Annotated in this window: 13 protein-coding genes and 1 pseudogene; 6 read left to right on the forward strand and 8 right to left on the reverse strand. The window is 71.8% G+C overall.

The features are described 5' to 3' along the window. Positions 1 to 2 precede the first annotated feature (2 nt). Together QUE51_RS14290 and QUE51_RS14295 are read right to left on the reverse strand one after the other, a co-directional pair. Positions 3 to 608: a histidine phosphatase family protein gene (locus QUE51_RS14290; RefSeq protein WP_286277018.1), complete on the reverse strand. Its 606-nt coding sequence runs from the start codon at positions 606 to 608 to the stop codon at positions 3 to 5. A gap of 59 nt (positions 609 to 667) precedes the next feature. Further along, the gene (locus QUE51_RS14295; protein WP_286277019.1) at positions 668 to 1,510 is read right to left on the reverse strand and encodes a Sir2 family NAD-dependent protein deacetylase; all 843 of its coding nucleotides are present in this window, start codon (positions 1,508 to 1,510) and stop codon (positions 668 to 670) included. 53 nt (positions 1,511 to 1,563) lie between these two features. On the opposite strand from QUE51_RS14295, the gene QUE51_RS14300 reads away from it, so the two are divergent. Beyond that, positions 1,564 to 2,367, forward strand: coding sequence for a TrmH family RNA methyltransferase (locus QUE51_RS14300; protein WP_286277020.1), 804 nt, complete (start codon positions 1,564 to 1,566; stop codon positions 2,365 to 2,367). A gap of 26 nt (positions 2,368 to 2,393) precedes the next feature. Here the strand turns inward: QUE51_RS14300 and QUE51_RS14305 are convergent, their stop codons facing one another. Beyond that, on the reverse strand, positions 2,394 to 3,965 hold the full coding sequence (locus QUE51_RS14305; RefSeq protein ID WP_286277021.1) for a PASTA domain-containing protein: 1,572 nt from the start codon (positions 3,963 to 3,965) through the stop codon (positions 2,394 to 2,396). Beyond that, on the reverse strand, positions 3,962 to 4,876 hold the full coding sequence (locus QUE51_RS14310; protein ID WP_286277022.1) for a transglycosylase domain-containing protein: 915 nt from the start codon (positions 4,874 to 4,876) through the stop codon (positions 3,962 to 3,964). Before QUE51_RS14310 ends, QUE51_RS14305 begins: the two co-directional genes overlap by 4 nt. Positions 4,877 to 5,137: 261 nt before the next feature. Here QUE51_RS14310 and QUE51_RS14315 point away from each other — a divergent pair, with 261 nt between their 5' ends. Next, a complete protein-coding gene (locus tag QUE51_RS14315) occupies positions 5,138 to 6,373 on the forward strand; it encodes a D-alanyl-D-alanine carboxypeptidase family protein (RefSeq protein ID WP_286277023.1) in 1,236 nt (411 codons plus the stop codon). A 174-nt stretch (positions 6,374 to 6,547) separates the two neighbouring features. Here the strand turns inward: QUE51_RS14315 and QUE51_RS14320 are convergent, their stop codons facing one another. Further along, a complete protein-coding gene (locus tag QUE51_RS14320; RefSeq protein WP_286277024.1) occupies positions 6,548 to 7,345 on the reverse strand; it encodes an SGNH/GDSL hydrolase family protein in 798 nt (265 codons plus the stop codon). 202 nt (positions 7,346 to 7,547) lie between these two features. On the opposite strand from QUE51_RS14320, the gene QUE51_RS14325 reads away from it, so the two are divergent. Both QUE51_RS14325 and QUE51_RS14330 read left to right on the forward strand, forming a co-directional pair. After that, positions 7,548 to 9,281, forward strand: coding sequence for a DEAD/DEAH box helicase (locus QUE51_RS14325; RefSeq protein ID WP_286279411.1), 1,734 nt, complete (start codon positions 7,548 to 7,550; stop codon positions 9,279 to 9,281). Between the two features lie 34 nt (positions 9,282 to 9,315). Next, positions 9,316 to 10,146 carry an MSMEG_6728 family protein gene (locus QUE51_RS14330; RefSeq protein WP_286277025.1) on the forward strand — a complete coding sequence of 277 codons (831 nt, stop codon included), beginning with the start codon at positions 9,316 to 9,318 and terminating at the stop codon, positions 10,144 to 10,146. A 114-nt stretch (positions 10,147 to 10,260) separates the two neighbouring features. On the opposite strand, the gene QUE51_RS14335 is transcribed toward QUE51_RS14330, so the two are convergent. Both QUE51_RS14335 and QUE51_RS14340 read right to left on the reverse strand, forming a co-directional pair. After that, entirely contained in the window at positions 10,261 to 11,118 is an 858-nt protein-coding gene (locus QUE51_RS14335; RefSeq protein ID WP_286277026.1) for an NAD(P)H-hydrate dehydratase, read from the reverse strand. Then, entirely contained in the window at positions 11,108 to 11,842 is a 735-nt protein-coding gene (locus tag QUE51_RS14340; RefSeq protein WP_286277027.1) for a histidine phosphatase family protein, read from the reverse strand. The genes QUE51_RS14335 and QUE51_RS14340 overlap by 11 nt, the downstream gene beginning before the upstream one ends. A 63-nt stretch (positions 11,843 to 11,905) precedes the next feature. Between QUE51_RS14340 and QUE51_RS14345 the strand changes: the two genes are divergently transcribed. Continuing rightward, entirely contained in the window at positions 11,906 to 13,009 is a 1,104-nt protein-coding gene (locus QUE51_RS14345) for a VIT1/CCC1 transporter family protein (protein ID WP_286277028.1), read from the forward strand. Next, entirely contained in the window at positions 13,009 to 13,281 is a 273-nt protein-coding gene (locus QUE51_RS14350; RefSeq protein ID WP_286277029.1) for an acylphosphatase, read from the forward strand. Before QUE51_RS14345 ends, QUE51_RS14350 begins: the two co-directional genes overlap by 1 nt. A gap of 69 nt (positions 13,282 to 13,350) precedes the next feature. Here the strand turns inward: QUE51_RS14350 and QUE51_RS14355 are convergent. Beyond that, positions 13,351 to 16,877 (reverse strand): annotated as a pseudogene (locus QUE51_RS14355) (error-prone DNA polymerase). Between the last annotated feature and the right edge of the window lie 114 nt (positions 16,878 to 16,991).

The following is a 16,991-nucleotide window of genomic DNA, read 5'->3' on the forward strand; positions in this document are numbered from 1 at the left end:
GCTCAGCTCGCGGCGGCGTCCGGCTCGAGGTCGCGCTCGGGCACGGTCCACGCGCGGCCGTTGAACTCGACGAGGTGGATGGCGCCGTCGCGATAGGCGAACCGGTGTGCGGAGCCGTTGGGGATCAGCTGGCCCGGCTCCGGCCACCTCCGGGCCGTCGCGTGCCGCACGAGCGTGCCGATGACGCCGCCGTGGCTGACGAGGAGCACGGACTGCCCCGGCCGCTCCTCCGCGATGCGGACGAGCGCGGGGTGCACGCGCGCGAGCACCTGCTCCCGGCTCTCCCGGCCCGGGACGCGCCCCGCGAAGCGCTCCTCGGTCTGCCGACCCGTCAGGCCCTCGGCGGCGCCGTAGTGCCGCTCGCGGAGTGCGTCCTCGAGCAGCACGTCGGGCACGCCGACCGCGGCGCCGATGATCTCCGCCGTCTCGCGGGCGCGGCCCAGCGGACTGGACAGGATGGCGTCCCAGTGCTCGCCGGCGAGCTCGGCCCCGGCCTCCCGTGCCTGCCGCCGTCCCGTCTCGTTGAGGGGGATGTCGCTCGAGCCCTGGATGCGCCCCTCCAGGTTCCAGTCGGTCTGGCCGTGGCGGACGAGGACGAGGTGGGTCACGGGTGCTCCGATGGTGGGACGGACGTCAGGCCGGGCGCAGGATCGGGCCAGACGCGAGGTCAGACCAGACGCGAGGCCAGGGCCTCGAGCGTCTCCGACGTTCCGGCCTCCAGCTTAACCGTCGCCTTGCGGTCGCCCTTCGTCGGCCCCCGATTGATGATGACGACCGGCATGCGGCGCCGGCGGGCGAGATCGAGGAGCCTCACTCCGGAGTTGACCGCGAGAGAGGATCCCGCGATCACGAGCGCATCCGCGCGCTTGACGAGTGCGCTCGCCTCCGCGAACTTCTCGACCGGCACGAACTCGCCGAAGAACACGACCTCCGGCTTGAGGATCCCGCCGCAGACCGTGCACTCGGGCACGACGAAGTCCTCGACTCCGACCACCTCGGCGTCGCCGTCCGGGTTGATCACGACCGACTCGGGCCGGTCGAGCCACGGGTTCGCGGCATCGATCCGCTCGGCGATGCTGCCGCGGGCGAACGTCTGCCCGCACACGAGACAGCGGACGCGATCCATGGCGCCATGGAGGTCGACGACGTGCCGGGATCCGGCGCGCAGATGCAGGCCGTCGACGTTCTGGGTGACGATCCCGTTGACCACACCCGACGCCTCCAGGCGCGCGAGCACCTCGTGGCCCCGGTTGGGCTGCGCTGCATCGAACACCCGCCAGCCGAGGTGGCTGCCCGCCCAGTAGCGCTGACGGAACCGCGGACCGGAGAGGAACTGCTGGAACGTCATCGGCGTGCGCTTGGGTGCGCCCTCGCCGCGATAGTCGGGGATGCCCGAGTCGGTGCTCACGCCGGCACCCGTCAGGACCGCCGCGGTGCGACCCTGGAGCAGGGTCGCGACGGCGTCGAGCTCACGGTCAGGGACCGGAGGGCGGGGCGCTAGCGTGGACATCGATCTCCCTGCACCCAGACTAGACAGGCGAGCGGCGGAAGAAGGCGGGCAGCATGCGGGTGGTGCCCATAGAGGGCCTCGATCGCCCCGAGCTCGCCGACTTCACGCACCTGACCGACGTCAATCTGCGCCGGCTCCGGGAGCCGGCGGGCGGCCTGTACCTCGCCGAGTCCACGAAGGTGATCGAGCGCGCGATCGCGGCCGGTCACCGGCCGCGGGCGGTCCTCTCCCGGCAGGCGTGGGTCCCTCAGCTCGACGAGCTGCTCGCGCCCTTCCCGGACGTGCCGGTGTTCGTCGGCGACGACGACGTGCTCGAGAGCCTGACCGGCTACCACCTGCATCGGGGCGCGATCGCCTCCATGCATCGTCCGGAGCTGCCCGACCCGGCGGCGCTGCTGCGCACCTCGCGCCTCGTGGTCGTGCTCGAGGACATCGTCGACCATACGAACGTGGGCGCGATCTTCCGGGCGGCCGCGGGCATGGGCGCCGACGCGGTGCTCGTCACTCCCCGCTGCGCCGATCCGCTCTACCGCCGGAGCGTGCGGGTGAGCATGGGCACGGTGCTGCAGATCCCGTGGGCGCGGCTGCCGGAGTGGCGGGAGGCGCGGCCGCTCTTCGCCGACGCGGGCTTCTCGATCGCCGCGCTGGCCCTCGCCGACGACGCGGTGCCCCTGGACCGGTACGCCGAGGACCGGCCCGACCGGGTGGCGCTCGTCCTCGGCTCGGAGGGGGACGGCCTGTCCCGCGCCGCGCTCCGCGCGGCCGACACCGTGGTCACCATCCCGATGCAGCACGGCGTGGACTCGCTGAACGTCGCGGCCGCCAGTGCGGTCGCCCTCTGGGCGCTGCGCCGCTAGCGCGAGCTCCCGGAGGTCGACCGCACTCAGCAGGCGGGCTTCTTCGTCGTGATCGTGATGACGGTGTCCGCCTTGCCTGCGCTGCCGGCAGGCGGATCCTGTGCCTCGGGCTTGCCCGTGCCGGCGGGATCGACCTGACAGTTCTCCTGCACGTTGGCGAAGCCGAAGTTCGCGAGGGTCGCCTTCGCCTCGGCGAAGGAGTTCTTCCCCGAGACGGCGTCGGGGACCGTGAACAGCGCACCGTTGCTCGTGTAGACCGAGATGAGCGCCCCGGGCGTCGCGTCGCCCGACGGGCTGGTGCCGATGACGGTGCCCACGGCGGCGTTGCTGTCCTGCTGACCGCCGTCCTCGACGCCGAAGCCTGCGCCCTCGAGCTTGGCCTTCGCGTCGGCGAAGGAGAGCCCCGCGACGCTCGGGACCGGAACCCGCTTGCCGCTCACGACCTGACCGCTGGGGCTCGGGAACGGGTCGCCGCCCCACTTGTCGACGGCCACCTGCATGACGCGCGGCCAGATCTTGTGCCGGAGCGTCGCCGCCTCGCCGGCGGGGAGGTCGAGCTCGCGTAGGTTGACGTGGCCGCTGACGTTGAACACGCCCACCGCCGTGACGGCCTTCGTGGTTCCGCCAGTGATCCAGGTGGCCCACGCGTCATCGGTCGTGCCCGTCTTCGTGAACGCGGGGACGTTGCGGTCGAGGCGGGCGGCGGAGGGCGCGCCCGTGCCGCCGCGGAACGCCTGCTGCAGGGCGAAGGTCGCCCCCGCGGCGACGTTGGGGTCGATCGCCTGCGTGCACGTCACCGGCGGGACCGGGACCTCGGAGCCGTTGGGCGCCACGATCTTGTCGATCGCGATGGGCGTGCAGTACTTGCCGCCGGCCGCGACGCCCGCATAGGCGGCGGCCATGCTCAGGGGAGCGATCTCGTTGGTGCCGAGCACGAACGACGGGTCCTGCACCATCGGCGAGTACTGCGGCTTGCCCTCGGCGTTCAGCACGAGGTTGCCGTCGTCGTCGCGGAGCAGGTTGGCGCGGTGCACGCCGAGCGCCTCGGCGGTCTGGTCGATGCCGCAGAGGTCGAGCTGCTTCGCCATCGCGATGAAGCCGGTGTTCTCCGAGTTGACCGTGTTGTAGAGCGCGGTCCACGTTCCGCCGTTGCCGCCCTCGTCGTTGCGGGGGTTCCAGTCGGACGCCGCGGTGACGGTGCCGCCCTGGCAGCTGTTCTTGAAGGTGCCCCAGCCGCTCGTCCGGCGGCGGGCGTCAACAGTCTCGTTGAGGCCGTGCCCCTCCTTCAGCCACTCCAGGAGGGTGAACATCTTGAACGTCGAGCCCGGCTGGAAGCCGTTCGATCCGCCGTAGTCCTCGTCGGTGTTGTAGTTGACGGCCGTCGCCGTGGGAGTCGTCTCGAGGACGGACGGGTCGTCCGAGTAGTCCTTGTTCTGCGCCATCGCGAGCACGCGTCCGGTGCCCGGCTGCACGGTCACCGAGATGGAGCCGATGTCGACGCCGTCCATCGCCTTGGGGACGTTGTCGTTGATCGCCCACTGCGCCGCGGTCTGCAGATCCATGTCGAGCGTCGTGTACACGCTGTAGCCCGAGGTCACGAACTTGTGCCAGCGGGTGTCCTCGTCGGGCCCGAAGAACTCGTTGTTCTTGAAGATGTTCGTGATGTAGTCGCAGAAGAAGCCGGACCCCAGGGGGCGCTCGCGCAGTTGGTCTGCGGCGAGGTGATGTGCGGCTCGACCGGGGCGAGGACCGCGTCGTCGTGCTCCTGCTGCGTGATCATGCGCTCCTTGAGCATCTTGCCCAGGATGTAGTCGCGCCGGTCCTTGTTGTCGGCGTAGCCGTTGGCCGTGCCGTTCGTCGAGCTGTCCGGGTAGTCCAGGCGGAACTTCTCGGGGTTGTTGACGATCGCCATGAGGCTCGCCGCCTGCGGGAGCGTCAGCGCCTCCGCGGTCGTCCCGAAGTAGTAGTTGGCCGCCGCCTCGACGCCGTAGACCCGGCCGCCGAAGGCCACGATGTTGAGGTACCCGAGCAGGATCTGGTCCTTCGTGTACTTCTTCTCGAGCTCGATCGCGTAGCGCATCTCGCGCAGCTTGCGCGCCTCGGACACCTTGGTGGCCTTGGCGAACGCCTTGTCGATCTGCTCCTGCGTCGTCGCGTCGCGGATGTAGTTCTGAATGTTGACGTTCTTCACGTACTGCTGCGTGATGGACGACCCGCCCTGCACGCTCTTGCCGAGGGCGTTGTTGACGACCGCGCGCAGCGTGCCCTGCAGGTCGATGCCGCCGTGCTCGTAGTACCGCGGGTCCTCGCCTGCGACGAGGGCGTCCTTCGCGTAGCCGGACACCTTCTCCCACGGCACCTCGACGCGGTTCTGGTCGTAGAAGCTCGCGAGCAGCGCCGGCGAGCCGTCGCCGTTGACGCCGTAGATGTTGGTGCGCTGCGCCAGGTCGCCGATCTCGAGGTAGCTCGGGAGCTCCTCGAAGACGTTGATGGTGTCGGCGGCCGCCATGCTGCTGACGGCCAGCGCGGGAGTGATGGCGGCGGTGGCGAGGACCCCGCGGCAGCGCTCATGCCGACGAAGCCGAGCAGCGCGGCGAACTTGCTGGGAATGCGAGATGAAGGCAAGAGGGCCCTTTCCGCGGGACAGGATACGGGACGCGTGCGACGGAACCCGGCAGCGTGGCCGGATCGGAATGAGGCGGGGGCTCCCGAGGGGCGCCCCACCGCGTCCCGCCAGGGTTCCGGCCGCCGTCCCGCTTATCCTGGGCGCGTGTCGAACCGTCCCCTGACGCGGAAGCAGGTGTTCCGCCGTCGGAGGATCACCGTCTTCAGCGCCCTCGCCGTGGTGCTCGCCGCCGGTGTCTACCTGCCCACCGCCGCCGCAGCGGATGTGCCGGACGCGATCGCGGCGGTCAGTGCCCCGGCGGTGCCCACGACGCCCGCGGCGGTGCCGGACTTCCCCGAGTTCGGCCGAGGCGCGATCGGCGCGGTCGGCTGGGACGCGCCGCTGGCCGCGGCAGGGGACCAGGGCCGATTCCCGATCGCGAGCATCACCAAGGTGGTCACCGCCCTCGTCGTGCTGGACGCGAAGCCGCTGGCGGCGGGCGAGTCGGGGCCGAACCTCACCTTCACCGACGAGGACGTCGAGACCTACGACGAGGAGCTCGCGCAGGACGGGTCGATCCAGCCGGTGCGCGCCGGCCTCGTGCTCAGCGAGCGGCAGACGCTCGAGACCATGCTGATCCCGTCCGCGAACAACTACGCGATCTCGCTTGCTCGCTGGGCGTTCGGCTCCGAGGACGCGTACCTCGCCGCCGCGCGGACCTGGCTGGACGCGCACGGGCTGACCGACACCGTGGTCGTCGACGCGAGCGGCCTCGACCCCGCCAGTGTGAGCACACCGGCGAACCTGGTGAAGCTCGGCATGCTCGCCCTCGCCGAGCCCACCATCGCGGCGGTCGTCGCGACGCCGTCCGCGACCGAGCCGGGCATCGGCGAGTTCGACAACACCAACAAGCTCCTCGGCGTCGACGGAGTCGACGGGATCAAGACGGGCACCACCGACGAGGCCGGCGCGTGCCTCCTCTTCTCGACCGATGTCACGGTCGGGTCGCACACCGTCACGCTGGTGGGCGCCATCCTCGGGGCGCCCGACCACGACGTCCTCAACGACGCGGTGCTCGCGCTGCTGCGGAGCGTCACCCCGGGATTCCAGGAGGTCACCCTCGTCACCCAGGGTGACGAGTACGCCTCCTACGCCACCGAGTGGGGTGAGAAGGCGGATGCGGTCGCCGCCAAGACCGAGAGCGTGCTCACCTGGTCGGACACGCCGGTGACGGCGCAGGTGAGCGTGGAGCCGGTCGAGGACGCCTCGCGCGGCGCCGACGTCGGCAGCGTCGTCTTCACCGTCGGGACGCAGACCGTCACGGTCCCGCTCGAGCTCGACGCGACGATCGACGCGCCCGACTTCTGGTGGCGGGTGGCCCACCCGCCATGGAGCCGCTGAGCGGCACCACCTCCCTGTCCCTCGACAGGCAGACGATCCTCCCTGTCCCTCAACAGGCAGACGATCCTCTCTGTCCCTCAACAGGCAGAAGTCCCGCCGACAGGCTGCGACGGACGGTTTCCGCCTGTCGACGGAAGAATCGCCTGTTGAGGGAAAGAGGGGTCCGGCGCCCGCTCAGAGCGCGGTGTGGTGCTCCTCGCCGCGGTACGGCACGGCCTCCGGGCGCTTGGGGAGGACGTGGTCGCCCGAGGAGACCCGGCGGATGCGGCGGATCACCCACGGAACGAAGTACTCCCGTGCCCACACGAGGTCCTCGGTCCGCGCCTTCCGCCAGGTGCGCGGGGGCAGCGGCTCCGGACGCATCGGCTGCAGGCTGTTCTCGACGCCCAGCGTGGCCAGCACCATGCGGGCGACGGTGTGGTGGCCGAGCGGCCCCATGTGCAGGCGGTCGCGATCCCACATCCGCGCGTCCTGCAGCTCGGTCAGGGCCCACTGATCGGCCACGAGTGCGCCGTGGCGCTGGGCCACCTTCCGGATGTTCTCGTTGTAGATCGCAATTTTGCCGCGCATCCGGCTGAGAACCGGGGTGAACGCCGTGTCGACGCCGGTGAACACGACGACGGTCGCGCCGGTCTCCGCCAGGCGCCCGACGAGGGCGTCCAGCTTCTCGGCGATCCGGTCGGGGTCCGTCCCGGGGCGGATCACGTCGTTTCCTCCGCCCGAGAGCGTGATGAGATCCGGCTTCAGCGCGAGCGCAGCCTCGAGCTGCTCGTCCGCGATCTGCTGGATCAGCTTCCCGCGCACGGCGAGGTTCGCATAGGAGAAGTCCTCCACCTGCTGGGACAGCACCTCGGCGACGCGATCCGCCCAGCCGCGGTTGCCTCCCGGGCTGCCCGGCTCGGGGTCGCCGATGCCCTCCGTGAAGGAGTCGCCCATTGCCACGTACCGGCGCCAGGGATGCGTCTCCGCCATGCTTCACCTCCGGCCGCGGGGCCGCCCCGCGAGATCGCCATCCATTCTGCTCCTCCCCTCGGACAGGTCGGGAACGCGCGCGGGACACGTCTTCGACGCACGACGGACACGCCCGGCCAGAGGAGACCGCCGGGTAGCATTTCATCGAGTGAGCACCCCGCATCTCTTCGACCCCACGCCCGGGGCCGGACAGGCGGAGCACATGCCGCCGTCCTTCCCGGGACGCGCCCCGTGGGGCACCGCGGGCAAGCTCCGGCTCTGGCAGGAGGAGGCGCTCACCGCCTACTTCGAGCGCGAGCCGAAGGACTTCCTGGCCGCGGCGACGCCGGGCGCCGGGAAGACGACCTTCGCCCTGCGGCTCGCGAAGGAGCTGCAGGCGAGGCGGATCGTCGACCGGATCATCGTCGTCGCGCCCACCGAGCACCTCAAGCGCCAGTGGGCGGAGGCCGCCGAGCGCGTGACCATCCACCTCGACCCGACCTTCCGGAACAAGGACCGCTGGTTCGGCCGGCACTATCACGGCATCGCGGTGACCTACGCGCAGGTCGTCGCCGATGCCGCCCTGCACCGCCAGCTGACCGAGGCGGGCAAGACCCTGGTGATCCTCGACGAGGTGCATCACGGTGGGGACGCCCTCAGCTGGGGTGACGCGATCCGCGAGGCGTTCTCGCCCGCCACCCGCCGCCTCTCCCTGTCCGGCACGCCGTTCCGCTCCGACACCGCGGCCATTCCGTTCGTGGAGTACGTGCGCGACAAGGAGGGCATCCGTGTCTCGCGGACGGACTACGACTACGGCTACGACCGGGCGCTGAGGGACGGCGTCGTCCGGCCCGTCATGTTCATGGTCTACGCCGGCTCCATGCGCTGGCGCACCACGGCCGGCGAGGAGATGGAGGCGAAGCTCGGGGAGGGCAACACCAAGGACATCACCTCGCAGGCGTGGCGCACCGCGCTCGATCCGGCGGGCGACTGGATCCCGTCCGTCCTCCGCGCCGCCGACCGCCGCCTCACCGAGGTGCGGCAGTCCGTCCCTGACGCGGGCGGACTGGTCATCGCGACCGATCAGTTCGCAGCGCGCGCCTACGCGCGGATCCTCGAGAGCATCTGCGGCGAGGAGGTCACGATCGTCCTCTCGGACGAGAAGGCCTCCAGCGACCGGATCGCGGAGTACTCCGCCAACACGAAGCGGTGGATGGTCGCCGTCCGGATGGTGTCCGAGGGCGTCGACGTGCCGCGGCTCGCCGTCGGCGTGTACGCGACCTCGTCCGCGACCCCGCTGTTCTTCGCGCAGGCGATCGGCCGCTTCGTGCGTGCGCGGCGCCGCGGCGAGACGGCGTCCGTCTTCCTGCCGAACGTGCCCACCCTGATGGCGCTCGCCAGCGCGATGGACGTGCAGCGCGAGCACGCACTCGACCGGCCGCGGAACGAGGACGAGAACGGCGTCGACGAGGACGCGATGAACGCCGCGAACCGCGAGGAGAAGGCGTCCGACGAGCTCGGGCAGGAGTTCGCCTTCCAGGCGGTCGGATCCGAGGCGATGTTCGACCGCGTCGTCTACGAGGGCGGCGAGTTCGGCTTCGAGGCGGAGGTCGAGAGCGCGGAGGAGCTCGACTTCCTCGGCATCCCGGGCCTCCTCGAGCCGGAGCAGGTGCGCGAGCTGCTGCAGCACCGGCAGTCCCGGCAGGAGCGGCGCCGCAAGGCGCGTCCCGCGGAGGTCAGGGCGCAGGATCCGACGCCGCTGTACCGCAACATCAAGGAGCAGCGCAGCCTGCTCAACAGCCTCGTCGGCATGTGGGCGAAGTCGACGGGAGAGTCGCACGCCATGGTGCACGCGGAGCTGCGGCGCATCTGCGGCGGTCCAGCGGTCGCTCAGGCGAGCGTGACGCAGCTGCAGGCCCGCATCGAGCTGGTCCGCAAGAGGATGGGCGGCCACTGATGCGCCCGAGGTGTGCGAGCCTGGGACGCAGCTGATGCAGACCTTCCTGCCCTACCCCTCCTTCGCCGAGAGCGCGGCCGTCCTCGACACCCCGAGGCTGGGCAAGCAGCGCGTCGAGACGCTGCAGATCCTCCGGGCCAGCCTGCTGCCCTCCTACGGCTGGCAGAACCATCCGGTGACCCTGATGTGGCGCGGCTATCTGCCCGCGCTCACCGCGTACGGACTCGCCACGGTCGCGGCGTGGACCGACCGCGGGCACACGGACAGCACCCACGCACTCATCGCGGAGTTCGCGCCGGAGGTGGACGGGATGCCCGAGGAGGAGCTCGGACGGCGCGGGATGCTGCCGGCGTGGGTCGGCGACGAGGCGGTGCACCGCAGCCACCGGTCGAACCTGATCCGCAAGGCGCCGGAGCACTACGGCCCGCTCTTCCCCGGCACGCCGGGCGACCTCGACTACGTGTGGCCTCCGGCCGCGGATCGCCACCCCGTGCGTCCGGCTGGGCGGGACCTCTGGATCGTGCGGCCGCTCACCGACGCCATGTCGGAGGAGTGGCTGGATCAGGGGATCGTGGCGATGGGGGAGAGATCCCCGCTGGGACGCGAGACCCCGAAGTGGCGGGCTCAGCTCAGCGAGTTCGTGGACGCGCTCGAGCCGGGCACCGAGATCGCCACGCTCGTCGGCAACGAGCCCGTGCTGCACAGGGGGACCGTCACGGGCGACCTGCAGACGCGGCAGCTGGAGTCCGGAGCGGTGTCGCTCGTCCGCACGGTCGACTACACGGGCACGCTGAGCCGCGGTGACTTCGCGATCCCCGCGATCCTCCAGGATCCCCGGTCGGTGTTCCTCGCGCCCCTGCGCTGACCTGCCCTGATCGTCCCTGACCGAATCAAGGAGATTCGGCGCGGAATGCCCCGGGATCCGCATGAGCTGGCCGGGCCAGGGCCGATTCTCCTTGATTCGGTCAGCTTCCGGGCGTCAGCCGAGCTCGCGGAGGAGGACGGGGAGCTCCTCGAGGAGCTCGCGGGCGAGGAACCCCAGCGGGCCCACGCGTGCCGAGAGGCGGTCGCCGGCGGCCGCGTGCAGGTAGGCGGCCCAGCAGGCAGCCTGGGCCGGTTCGGCGCCGCGCGCGCGAAGCCCCGCCATCACGCCCGCGAGGACGTCGCCGCTGCCCGAGGTCGCGAGCCCGGAGTGCCCGGTCGTGATCGTCCAGAGGCCGCCGTCCGGATCCGCGACGACGCTCATGCAGCTGACGACCGCGCCGTACGTCGCGGCGAGCTCTGCGGTGTCCTTCTCGAGGTCGTCGACGTCCCGGCCGAGCAGGAAGCCGGCTTCGGTCGCGTTGGGGGTGAGGAGGAGCCGTCCTGCGAGGGTCTCCCGCGCCTTCTTCTCGTCCTTGAGCGTGCCGAGTGCGTACGCGTCGAGGAGGACGGGCGTCTCGTCGGGGACGAGCTCGGCGAGCGTGCGCAGCAGCGCGGCCGCCTCCTCGGGGTCGTCGAGTCCGGGTCCCGCCACGATGCAGCCCGCGCTCTCGATGTCGTCGGCGAGGGCGCGTACCCCTTCGCCGCGGATGGCCCGGGACTCTGTCTCCTCGAGCCCGACCACGCCGGCCTCGAGCAGGCTCACCGCCACAGCGGGCGCGACCGAGTCCGCGACGGCCAGGGTGAGCCGTCCGGCGCCGGCCCGCAGAGCCGCGAGGCCGGTCAGCATGGCTGCGCCCGGGGTCTTGCGGGCCCCGCCGATCACGAGCACGTCGCCGCGCTCCTGCTTCGACGACCCCGCCTCGGGCAGCGGCCAGTCGCGGAGGGAGGTGGGGGTGACGAACTCAGCGGCCACGGCGCTCTCCTCGATGCTCGGTGACGGGCGCATCCTGCTCCCGGAGGTGCTCGACGTCGCCGCGGGCGATGGAGGTCCAGGTCCCCTCGCCGCTCGGCCGGATCAGCCGGGTGACCGAGCCGTTCGGCACCGGATTGCGCCGGGCGTCCTCCATGAGCGTCTCCACCTCGATCCGCTCGCAGACGTAGCGGATCAGGGTGATCACGGCGTCGTGGCAGACGACCAGCACGCGCTTGCCGTCTTCATCCCTGTCGATGTCCGCGAGGACGCTGCGCAGCCGCAGTGCCACGTCGGCCCACGACTCGCCGCCCGGCGGCCGGTAGTAGAACTTGCCGAGCCAGGTGCGGCGTTCCGCCTCCTCCGGGTGGCGGGCGCGCACGCCGCGGCCGGTGAGGGCGTCGAGGATGCCGAGCTCGCGATCGCGCAGCCGCTCATCGACCCGCGCCGAGAGGTCGAGACCGGAGGCGGCGAGGACGCCGTCCGCGGTCTGCCGCGCCCGCCGGTAGGGCGACACCCAGAGCGACTGCGGCAGCTCGTCGGCATCCCAGGTCCCGAGGTGGCGGCCAAGGGCCGCGGCCTGCTCCTCGCCCACGGGAGACAGCACGACGTCGGGGTCGCGCGCCGGGACCCGGACGCGATCCGCACGGGCGCGGTCCGCCTCGGTGGCCGCCACGTTGCCCATGCTCTCTCCGTGGCGGATGAGGATCAGTTCGACGGCACCCATCTTCTTGACCCTAGCGGCGGGTCACCCGGCGCTCCTTCCCCTTGCGTTTGCGAGACTGGAGGGGTGACTGCATCCTCTCCGGTGGACCTGCGGCAGGAGCCGAGCGCCGCGACCGTCCGCCGGTGGCGGCGATACCTCGCCGACGAGCGCGCGGAGGCGCAGATCTACCGCGACCTCGCCGTGCGCCGGGTCGGGGAGGAGCGGGCGATCCTGCTCGCGCTCGCGGACGCCGAGGGGCGGCATGAGGCGCACTGGCGCGAGCTGCTGGGGAGCCGCCTGAGGAGCGAGCCGCGCGTAGACATCCGCACCCGGGTGCTCGGCTTCTTCGCCCGCCGCTTCGGGTCGGTGTTCACGCTCGCGCTCATGCAGCGGGCCGAGTCGCGCACGCCGTATGCGGCCGATGACGACGCGACGGACTCAATGGCGGCGGACGAGCGCATCCACGAGGAGGTCGTTCGCGGGCTGGCGGCGCGCGGCCGCAGCCGCATCTCGGGCACCTTCCGTGCCGCCGTGTTCGGTGCCAACGACGGCCTCGTGAGCAACCTGGCCCTCGTCCTGGGCGTGGGAGCCACCGGGGTGTCGCCGCAGACGGTGCTGTTCACCGGCGTAGCGGGCCTCCTCGCCGGCGCGCTGTCGATGGCGGCGGGCGAGTACGTGTCGGTGCACTCGCAGCGCGAGCTGCTCGCCGGATCGCGGCCGAGCGCCGATGCGCGCAGGGCGATCGCCGCCCTCGACGTGGACGCCAACGAGCTCGCGCTGGTCTACCGCGCCCGCGGCATGGCGGAGGAGGAGGCGCAGGCGCGGGCGAGCGCCGTGCTGGGCGGGCGGGACACGCTCGGCGTGGACACCGGAGCCGTCGCGACGACCGACGTCGACGAGCACGAAGCCGTCGGCACGGCTCGCAGCGCGGCCCTGTCGAGCTTCCTCTTCTTCGCCTCGGGTGCGCTCATCCCGGTGCTCCCATGGCTGTTCGGGATGGCGGGCCTGCCGGCGGTGCTCCTCGCCGCGGCGCTGGTCGGCATCGCGCTGCTCGGGACGGGGACGGTGATCGGGCTGCTGTCCGGCACGTCGCTGCTGTCGCGGGCGCTGCGGCAGTTGCTCATCGGGTACGGGGCCGCCGCGCTCACCTACGTCCTCGGTCTCCTCTTCGGCGCCCAGCTCGGCTGATGGCTCGGATCGGACGGCACGCCGTCGTGAGCGGCCGCGTGCAGGGCGTCGGCTTCCGCTGGTCCTGCGCGAACGAGGCCAAGCGGCTCGGCGTGGGCGGCTGGGTGCGCAACCTCCCGGACGGCCGGGTGGAGGTGCACGTCGAGGGCGAGGAGGGTCCGGTGGAGGCGCTGCTCGCGTGGCTGCACTCCGGTCCGGCATTCGCCCGGGTGACGTCGGTGGAGGTCACGGACGCCACCCCGACGGGCGCGACCTCGTTCGACGTCACCTGATCCCTCGGACGGCACGTTCCGGCTCGGATAGCGCGGCATACCGCGCAAGACGAGCCGGAACGTGCCAAGTCAGTGGAAGTCGCGGGAGACGCTCCGGGCGCCGACCGTGAGCACCTCGAAGCGGTCGGCGATGACGTTGACGACGCCCTCCGGGCTCCGCTCGAGGATGCCGCGGATGATCATCGCCGGCGCTTCCCGCGCGATCCGCCGGTAGCGCTGCCAGACGCCGACGCTGCAGACGATGTTGGCCATGCCGGTCTCGTCCTCGAGGTTGAGGAACGTCACACCCGCGGCGGTCGCGGGACGCTGGCGGTGCGTGACCACGCCCGCGATCTCGATCCGCCGCCCCGACTCGGTGGTCGCGAGCTGCGCGTAGGAGAGGACGCCGCGGCGGGTGAGCCGCTCGCGGAGGAACTCCATCGGATGCGTCTCCGGGGAGATCCCGATCGCCCACAGGTCGGACGCGACCTGCTCGGCCGGGGTGAGCATCGGCAGCAGCGGCGGCTGCACCCACACCGCGGTGCCGGGCAGGAAGTCGGGGTGCTCCTGCGCGGCAGCGCCTGCGCCCCACAGCGCTTCGCGCTGGCCGAGCCCGAGCGACGCGAACGCTCCCGCCGCGGAGAGGGCCTCGAGCTGGGGCGCGGTCATCCCGACCCGGCGAGCCAGGTCCGCCTGGCTCGTGTAGTCCCCGCCGCGCTCGCGCTCCTCGACGATCCGGGTGGCGAGCTTCTCGCCGATCGACGCGACCTCGGCGAGCCCGAGGCGCACCGCGTAGTTCCCGTCCCGGCGATGGGCGGCATCCTCGACCGGAGCCGTGGGGTCGAACCGCGCCGAAACGGTCGGCTGCTCCCGCTCGAGGCACGACACCCGCCCGGACGGCGCCGGCTTCCCGTCCGCCCACACCAAATCAAGGAGATTCGTGCCCCAGCGGCGCCCGGCATGCCGATCCGGGCCCACGGCCTCGCGAAAGTCCTTGATTTGGTCAGCAGACGGGGAGGACAGGGGCTCGAGGTCGGCCTCGACGCCGGAGAGGAGGATGTCCGGGCGGCGCACCTCGACGCCGTGGCGGCGGGCGTCGGCGGTCAGCGACTGGGGCGAGTAGAACCCCATCGGCTGCGCCCGCAGCAGCGCGGCGAGGAAGATGCCGGGGTAGTGCAGGCGCATCCACGCGCTCGCGTAGACGATCAGAGCGAAGCTGATCGAGTGGCTCTCGGCGAAGCCGAAGTCGGCGAACGCCTCGATCTTCTGGTAGATCGAGTCCGCGATGTCGTCCGGGATGCCGTTCTCAGCCATCCCGGCGTACAGCTTGTCGCGGAGCGAGTCGATCTTCTCCAGCCCGCGCTTGGAGCCCATCGCGCGGCGCAGCAGGTCGGCGTCCTCGCCTGTGCAGCCGCCCACCTCCATGGCGATCTGCATGAGCTGCTCCTGGAAGATCGGCACGCCCAGCGTCCGCTCCAGCACCGGCTCGAGCTTCGGGTGCAGGTAGGTGACCTTCTCCTCGCCGACCCGCCTGCGCACGAACGGGTGCACCGCCTTGCCCTGGATGGGGCCGGGGCGGATGAGCGCCACCTCGACGACGAGGTCGTAGAACACGCGCGGCTGCAGCCGGGGAGGGTGCCCATCTGCGCCCGGCTCTCCACCTGGAAGACGCCGATCGAGTCGGCGCGGCACAGCTGGTCGTAGACGCCCTGCTCCTCCTTGGGCATCGAGTCGAGGTCCCACCGCTCGCCGAGGTGCCGGTCGGCGAGGTCGAACGCGTACTGCAGCGCGGCGAGCATCCCGAGGCCCAGCAGGTCGAACTTGACGAGGCCCATCCAGGCGCAGTCGTCCTTGTCCCACTGCAGGACCGTGCGCTTCTCCATGCGCGCGTTCTCGATGGGGCACACCTCGCCGACGGGGCGGTCGGTGAGCACCATGCCGCCGGAGTGGATGCCGAGGTGCCGGGGGAACTTGAGGATCTGCTGGGCGAGGTCGACCACCGGGCCCGGGATGTCGTGGTCGCCGCTGCGGACGTCCCCGCCCCAGCGCTCGATCTGCCGCGACCACGCGTCCTGCTGGCCGGTCGAGTGGCCGAGCGCCTTCGCCATGTCGCGGACGGCGTTCTTCGGCCGGTAGGTGATCACGTTGGCGACCTGCGCCGCGTTGCGCCGCCCGTACTTCTCGTAGACGTACTGGATGACCTCCTCGCGGCGGTCCGAGTCGAAGTCGACGTCGATGTCCGGCTCCTCGTCCCGGAGGCTCGAGAGGAAGCGCTCGAACGGCAGGTTGTAGCGGATCGAGTCGACGGCCGTGATGCCGAGCAGGTAGCAGACGGCGGAGTTCGCGGCCGAGCCGCGGCCCTGGCAGAGGATGCCGCGGCCCTTCGCGAACATGACGATGTCGCGGACGATGAGGAAGTAGCCGGGGAAGTCCTTCGCCTCGATGACGTCGAGCTCGCGGGCGATGCGATCGAGCGTCGACTGGGGCGTGTTGGGGTACTTGGCGGGCACGGCGTCCCACACGAGCTTCCGGAGCCAGCTCATGGGGGTGTGCCCCTCGGGCACCTCCTGCTTGGGCAGGCGCGGCGCCGCGCTCTTCAGGGGGAAGGCGAGGTCGGCGGCGATGTCCACGGTCGCCGCGACCGCGCCCGGATAGCGGGCGAAGCGCGCCGCCATCTCGGCGCCGGAGCGGAGGTGCGCGGTGCCGGCGGCGGGCAGCCAGCCGTCCATCTCGTCGAGGCTGCGGCGGGCGCGGACCGCGGCGAGCGCGCCGGCGAGCCGATGCTGCTGCGGCGTCGCGTAGTGCACGGCGCCGGTCGCGACGATCGGCAGCCGCCGGGAGACCGCCAGCTCGGCGAGGGCGTCGTTGAGGATGCCGTCGAGCGGCTCGCCACGGTCGAATAGCTCGACGGCGACGTTGTCACGCCCGAAGAGGTCGGAGAGCCGATCGAGCTGGCGGCCAGCGGCGGCGAGGTCGAGCGGCTCGTCGGGCCCGGGATGCAGCGCCTGCCGGACGAGGCCCTTGCGGCAGCCGGTGAGCACGAACCAGTTGCCGTCGGCGGCCGCGGCGAGCTCCTCGAGGTCGAAGCGCGGCGCGCCCTTCTCGGCCCCGGGCGCCAGCTGGGCGTTGGTGATCGCGCCCGCCAGGCGGTGGTAGCCCTCCTGGCGCCGGGCGAGGACGACGACGTGGCTGCCCTCCGGATCCGCGATCCCGTTCTGCGGCTTCGTGAGCCCGAGGGTCAGCTCCGCACCGAACACGGTCTTGACCGGATGCTTCTCGGCGGCCTCCGCCATCCGGACGACGCCGTAGAGGCCGTTGTGGTCGGTGAGCGCGAGACCTTCGAGGCGGAGGCGGGCGGCCTCCTCGAGGAGCTCCTCGGGCGAGGAGGCGCCGTCGAGGAAGCTGAAGTTGGAGTGGGCGCGCAGCTCGGCATAGGGCACGACCGGGCCCTGCAGCGGGGGAGCGGACGGCGGGGCGGGGCGGTAGGGCGCGCGCTTGAGCGACCAGGCCGGGCTGTCGCCGCCGTCCGCCTCGATCGGACGCGTGATCGGGCGGCGCGCGTCGGAGAGTCGCCGCTCGAGCTCCGACCAGGGGACGGGCGGGTTGTTGAAGCCCATGCTCCAGTTTCGAACAGATGTTCGAACGGCGCAACTCGGGATCAGCCATGGGCCGCCCGATCCCTCGGCTGCCGTTCCCATAGTCCCTGCGACCCATGACAGCGCGGGGGCGGG

It is taken from the genome of Naasia aerilata (assembly GCF_030296595.1).
Lineage (GTDB): Bacteria > Actinomycetota > Actinomycetes > Actinomycetales > Microbacteriaceae > Naasia > Naasia aerilata.

Coding starts and splice junctions, on each gene's coding strand:
- QUE51_RS14295 (WP_286277019.1), bottom strand. CDS start 1,510: ATGTCCACGCTAGCGCCCCGCCCTCCGGTCCCTGACCGTGAGCTCGAC.
- QUE51_RS14300 (WP_286277020.1), top strand. CDS start 1,564: ATGCGGGTGGTGCCCATAGAGGGCCTCGATCGCCCCGAGCTCGCCGAC.
- QUE51_RS14310 (WP_286277022.1), bottom strand. CDS start 4,876: ATGGCGGCCGCCGACACCATCAACGTCTTCGAGGAGCTCCCGAGCTAC.
- QUE51_RS14320 (WP_286277024.1), bottom strand. CDS start 7,345: ATGGCGGAGACGCATCCCTGGCGCCGGTACGTGGCAATGGGCGACTCC.
- QUE51_RS14325 (WP_286279411.1), top strand. CDS start 7,548: ATGCCGCCGTCCTTCCCGGGACGCGCCCCGTGGGGCACCGCGGGCAAG.
- QUE51_RS14330 (WP_286277025.1), top strand. CDS start 9,316: ATGCAGACCTTCCTGCCCTACCCCTCCTTCGCCGAGAGCGCGGCCGTC.
- QUE51_RS14340 (WP_286277027.1), bottom strand. CDS start 11,842: ATGGGTGCCGTCGAACTGATCCTCATCCGCCACGGAGAGAGCATGGGC.
- QUE51_RS14350 (WP_286277029.1), top strand. CDS start 13,009: ATGGCTCGGATCGGACGGCACGCCGTCGTGAGCGGCCGCGTGCAGGGC.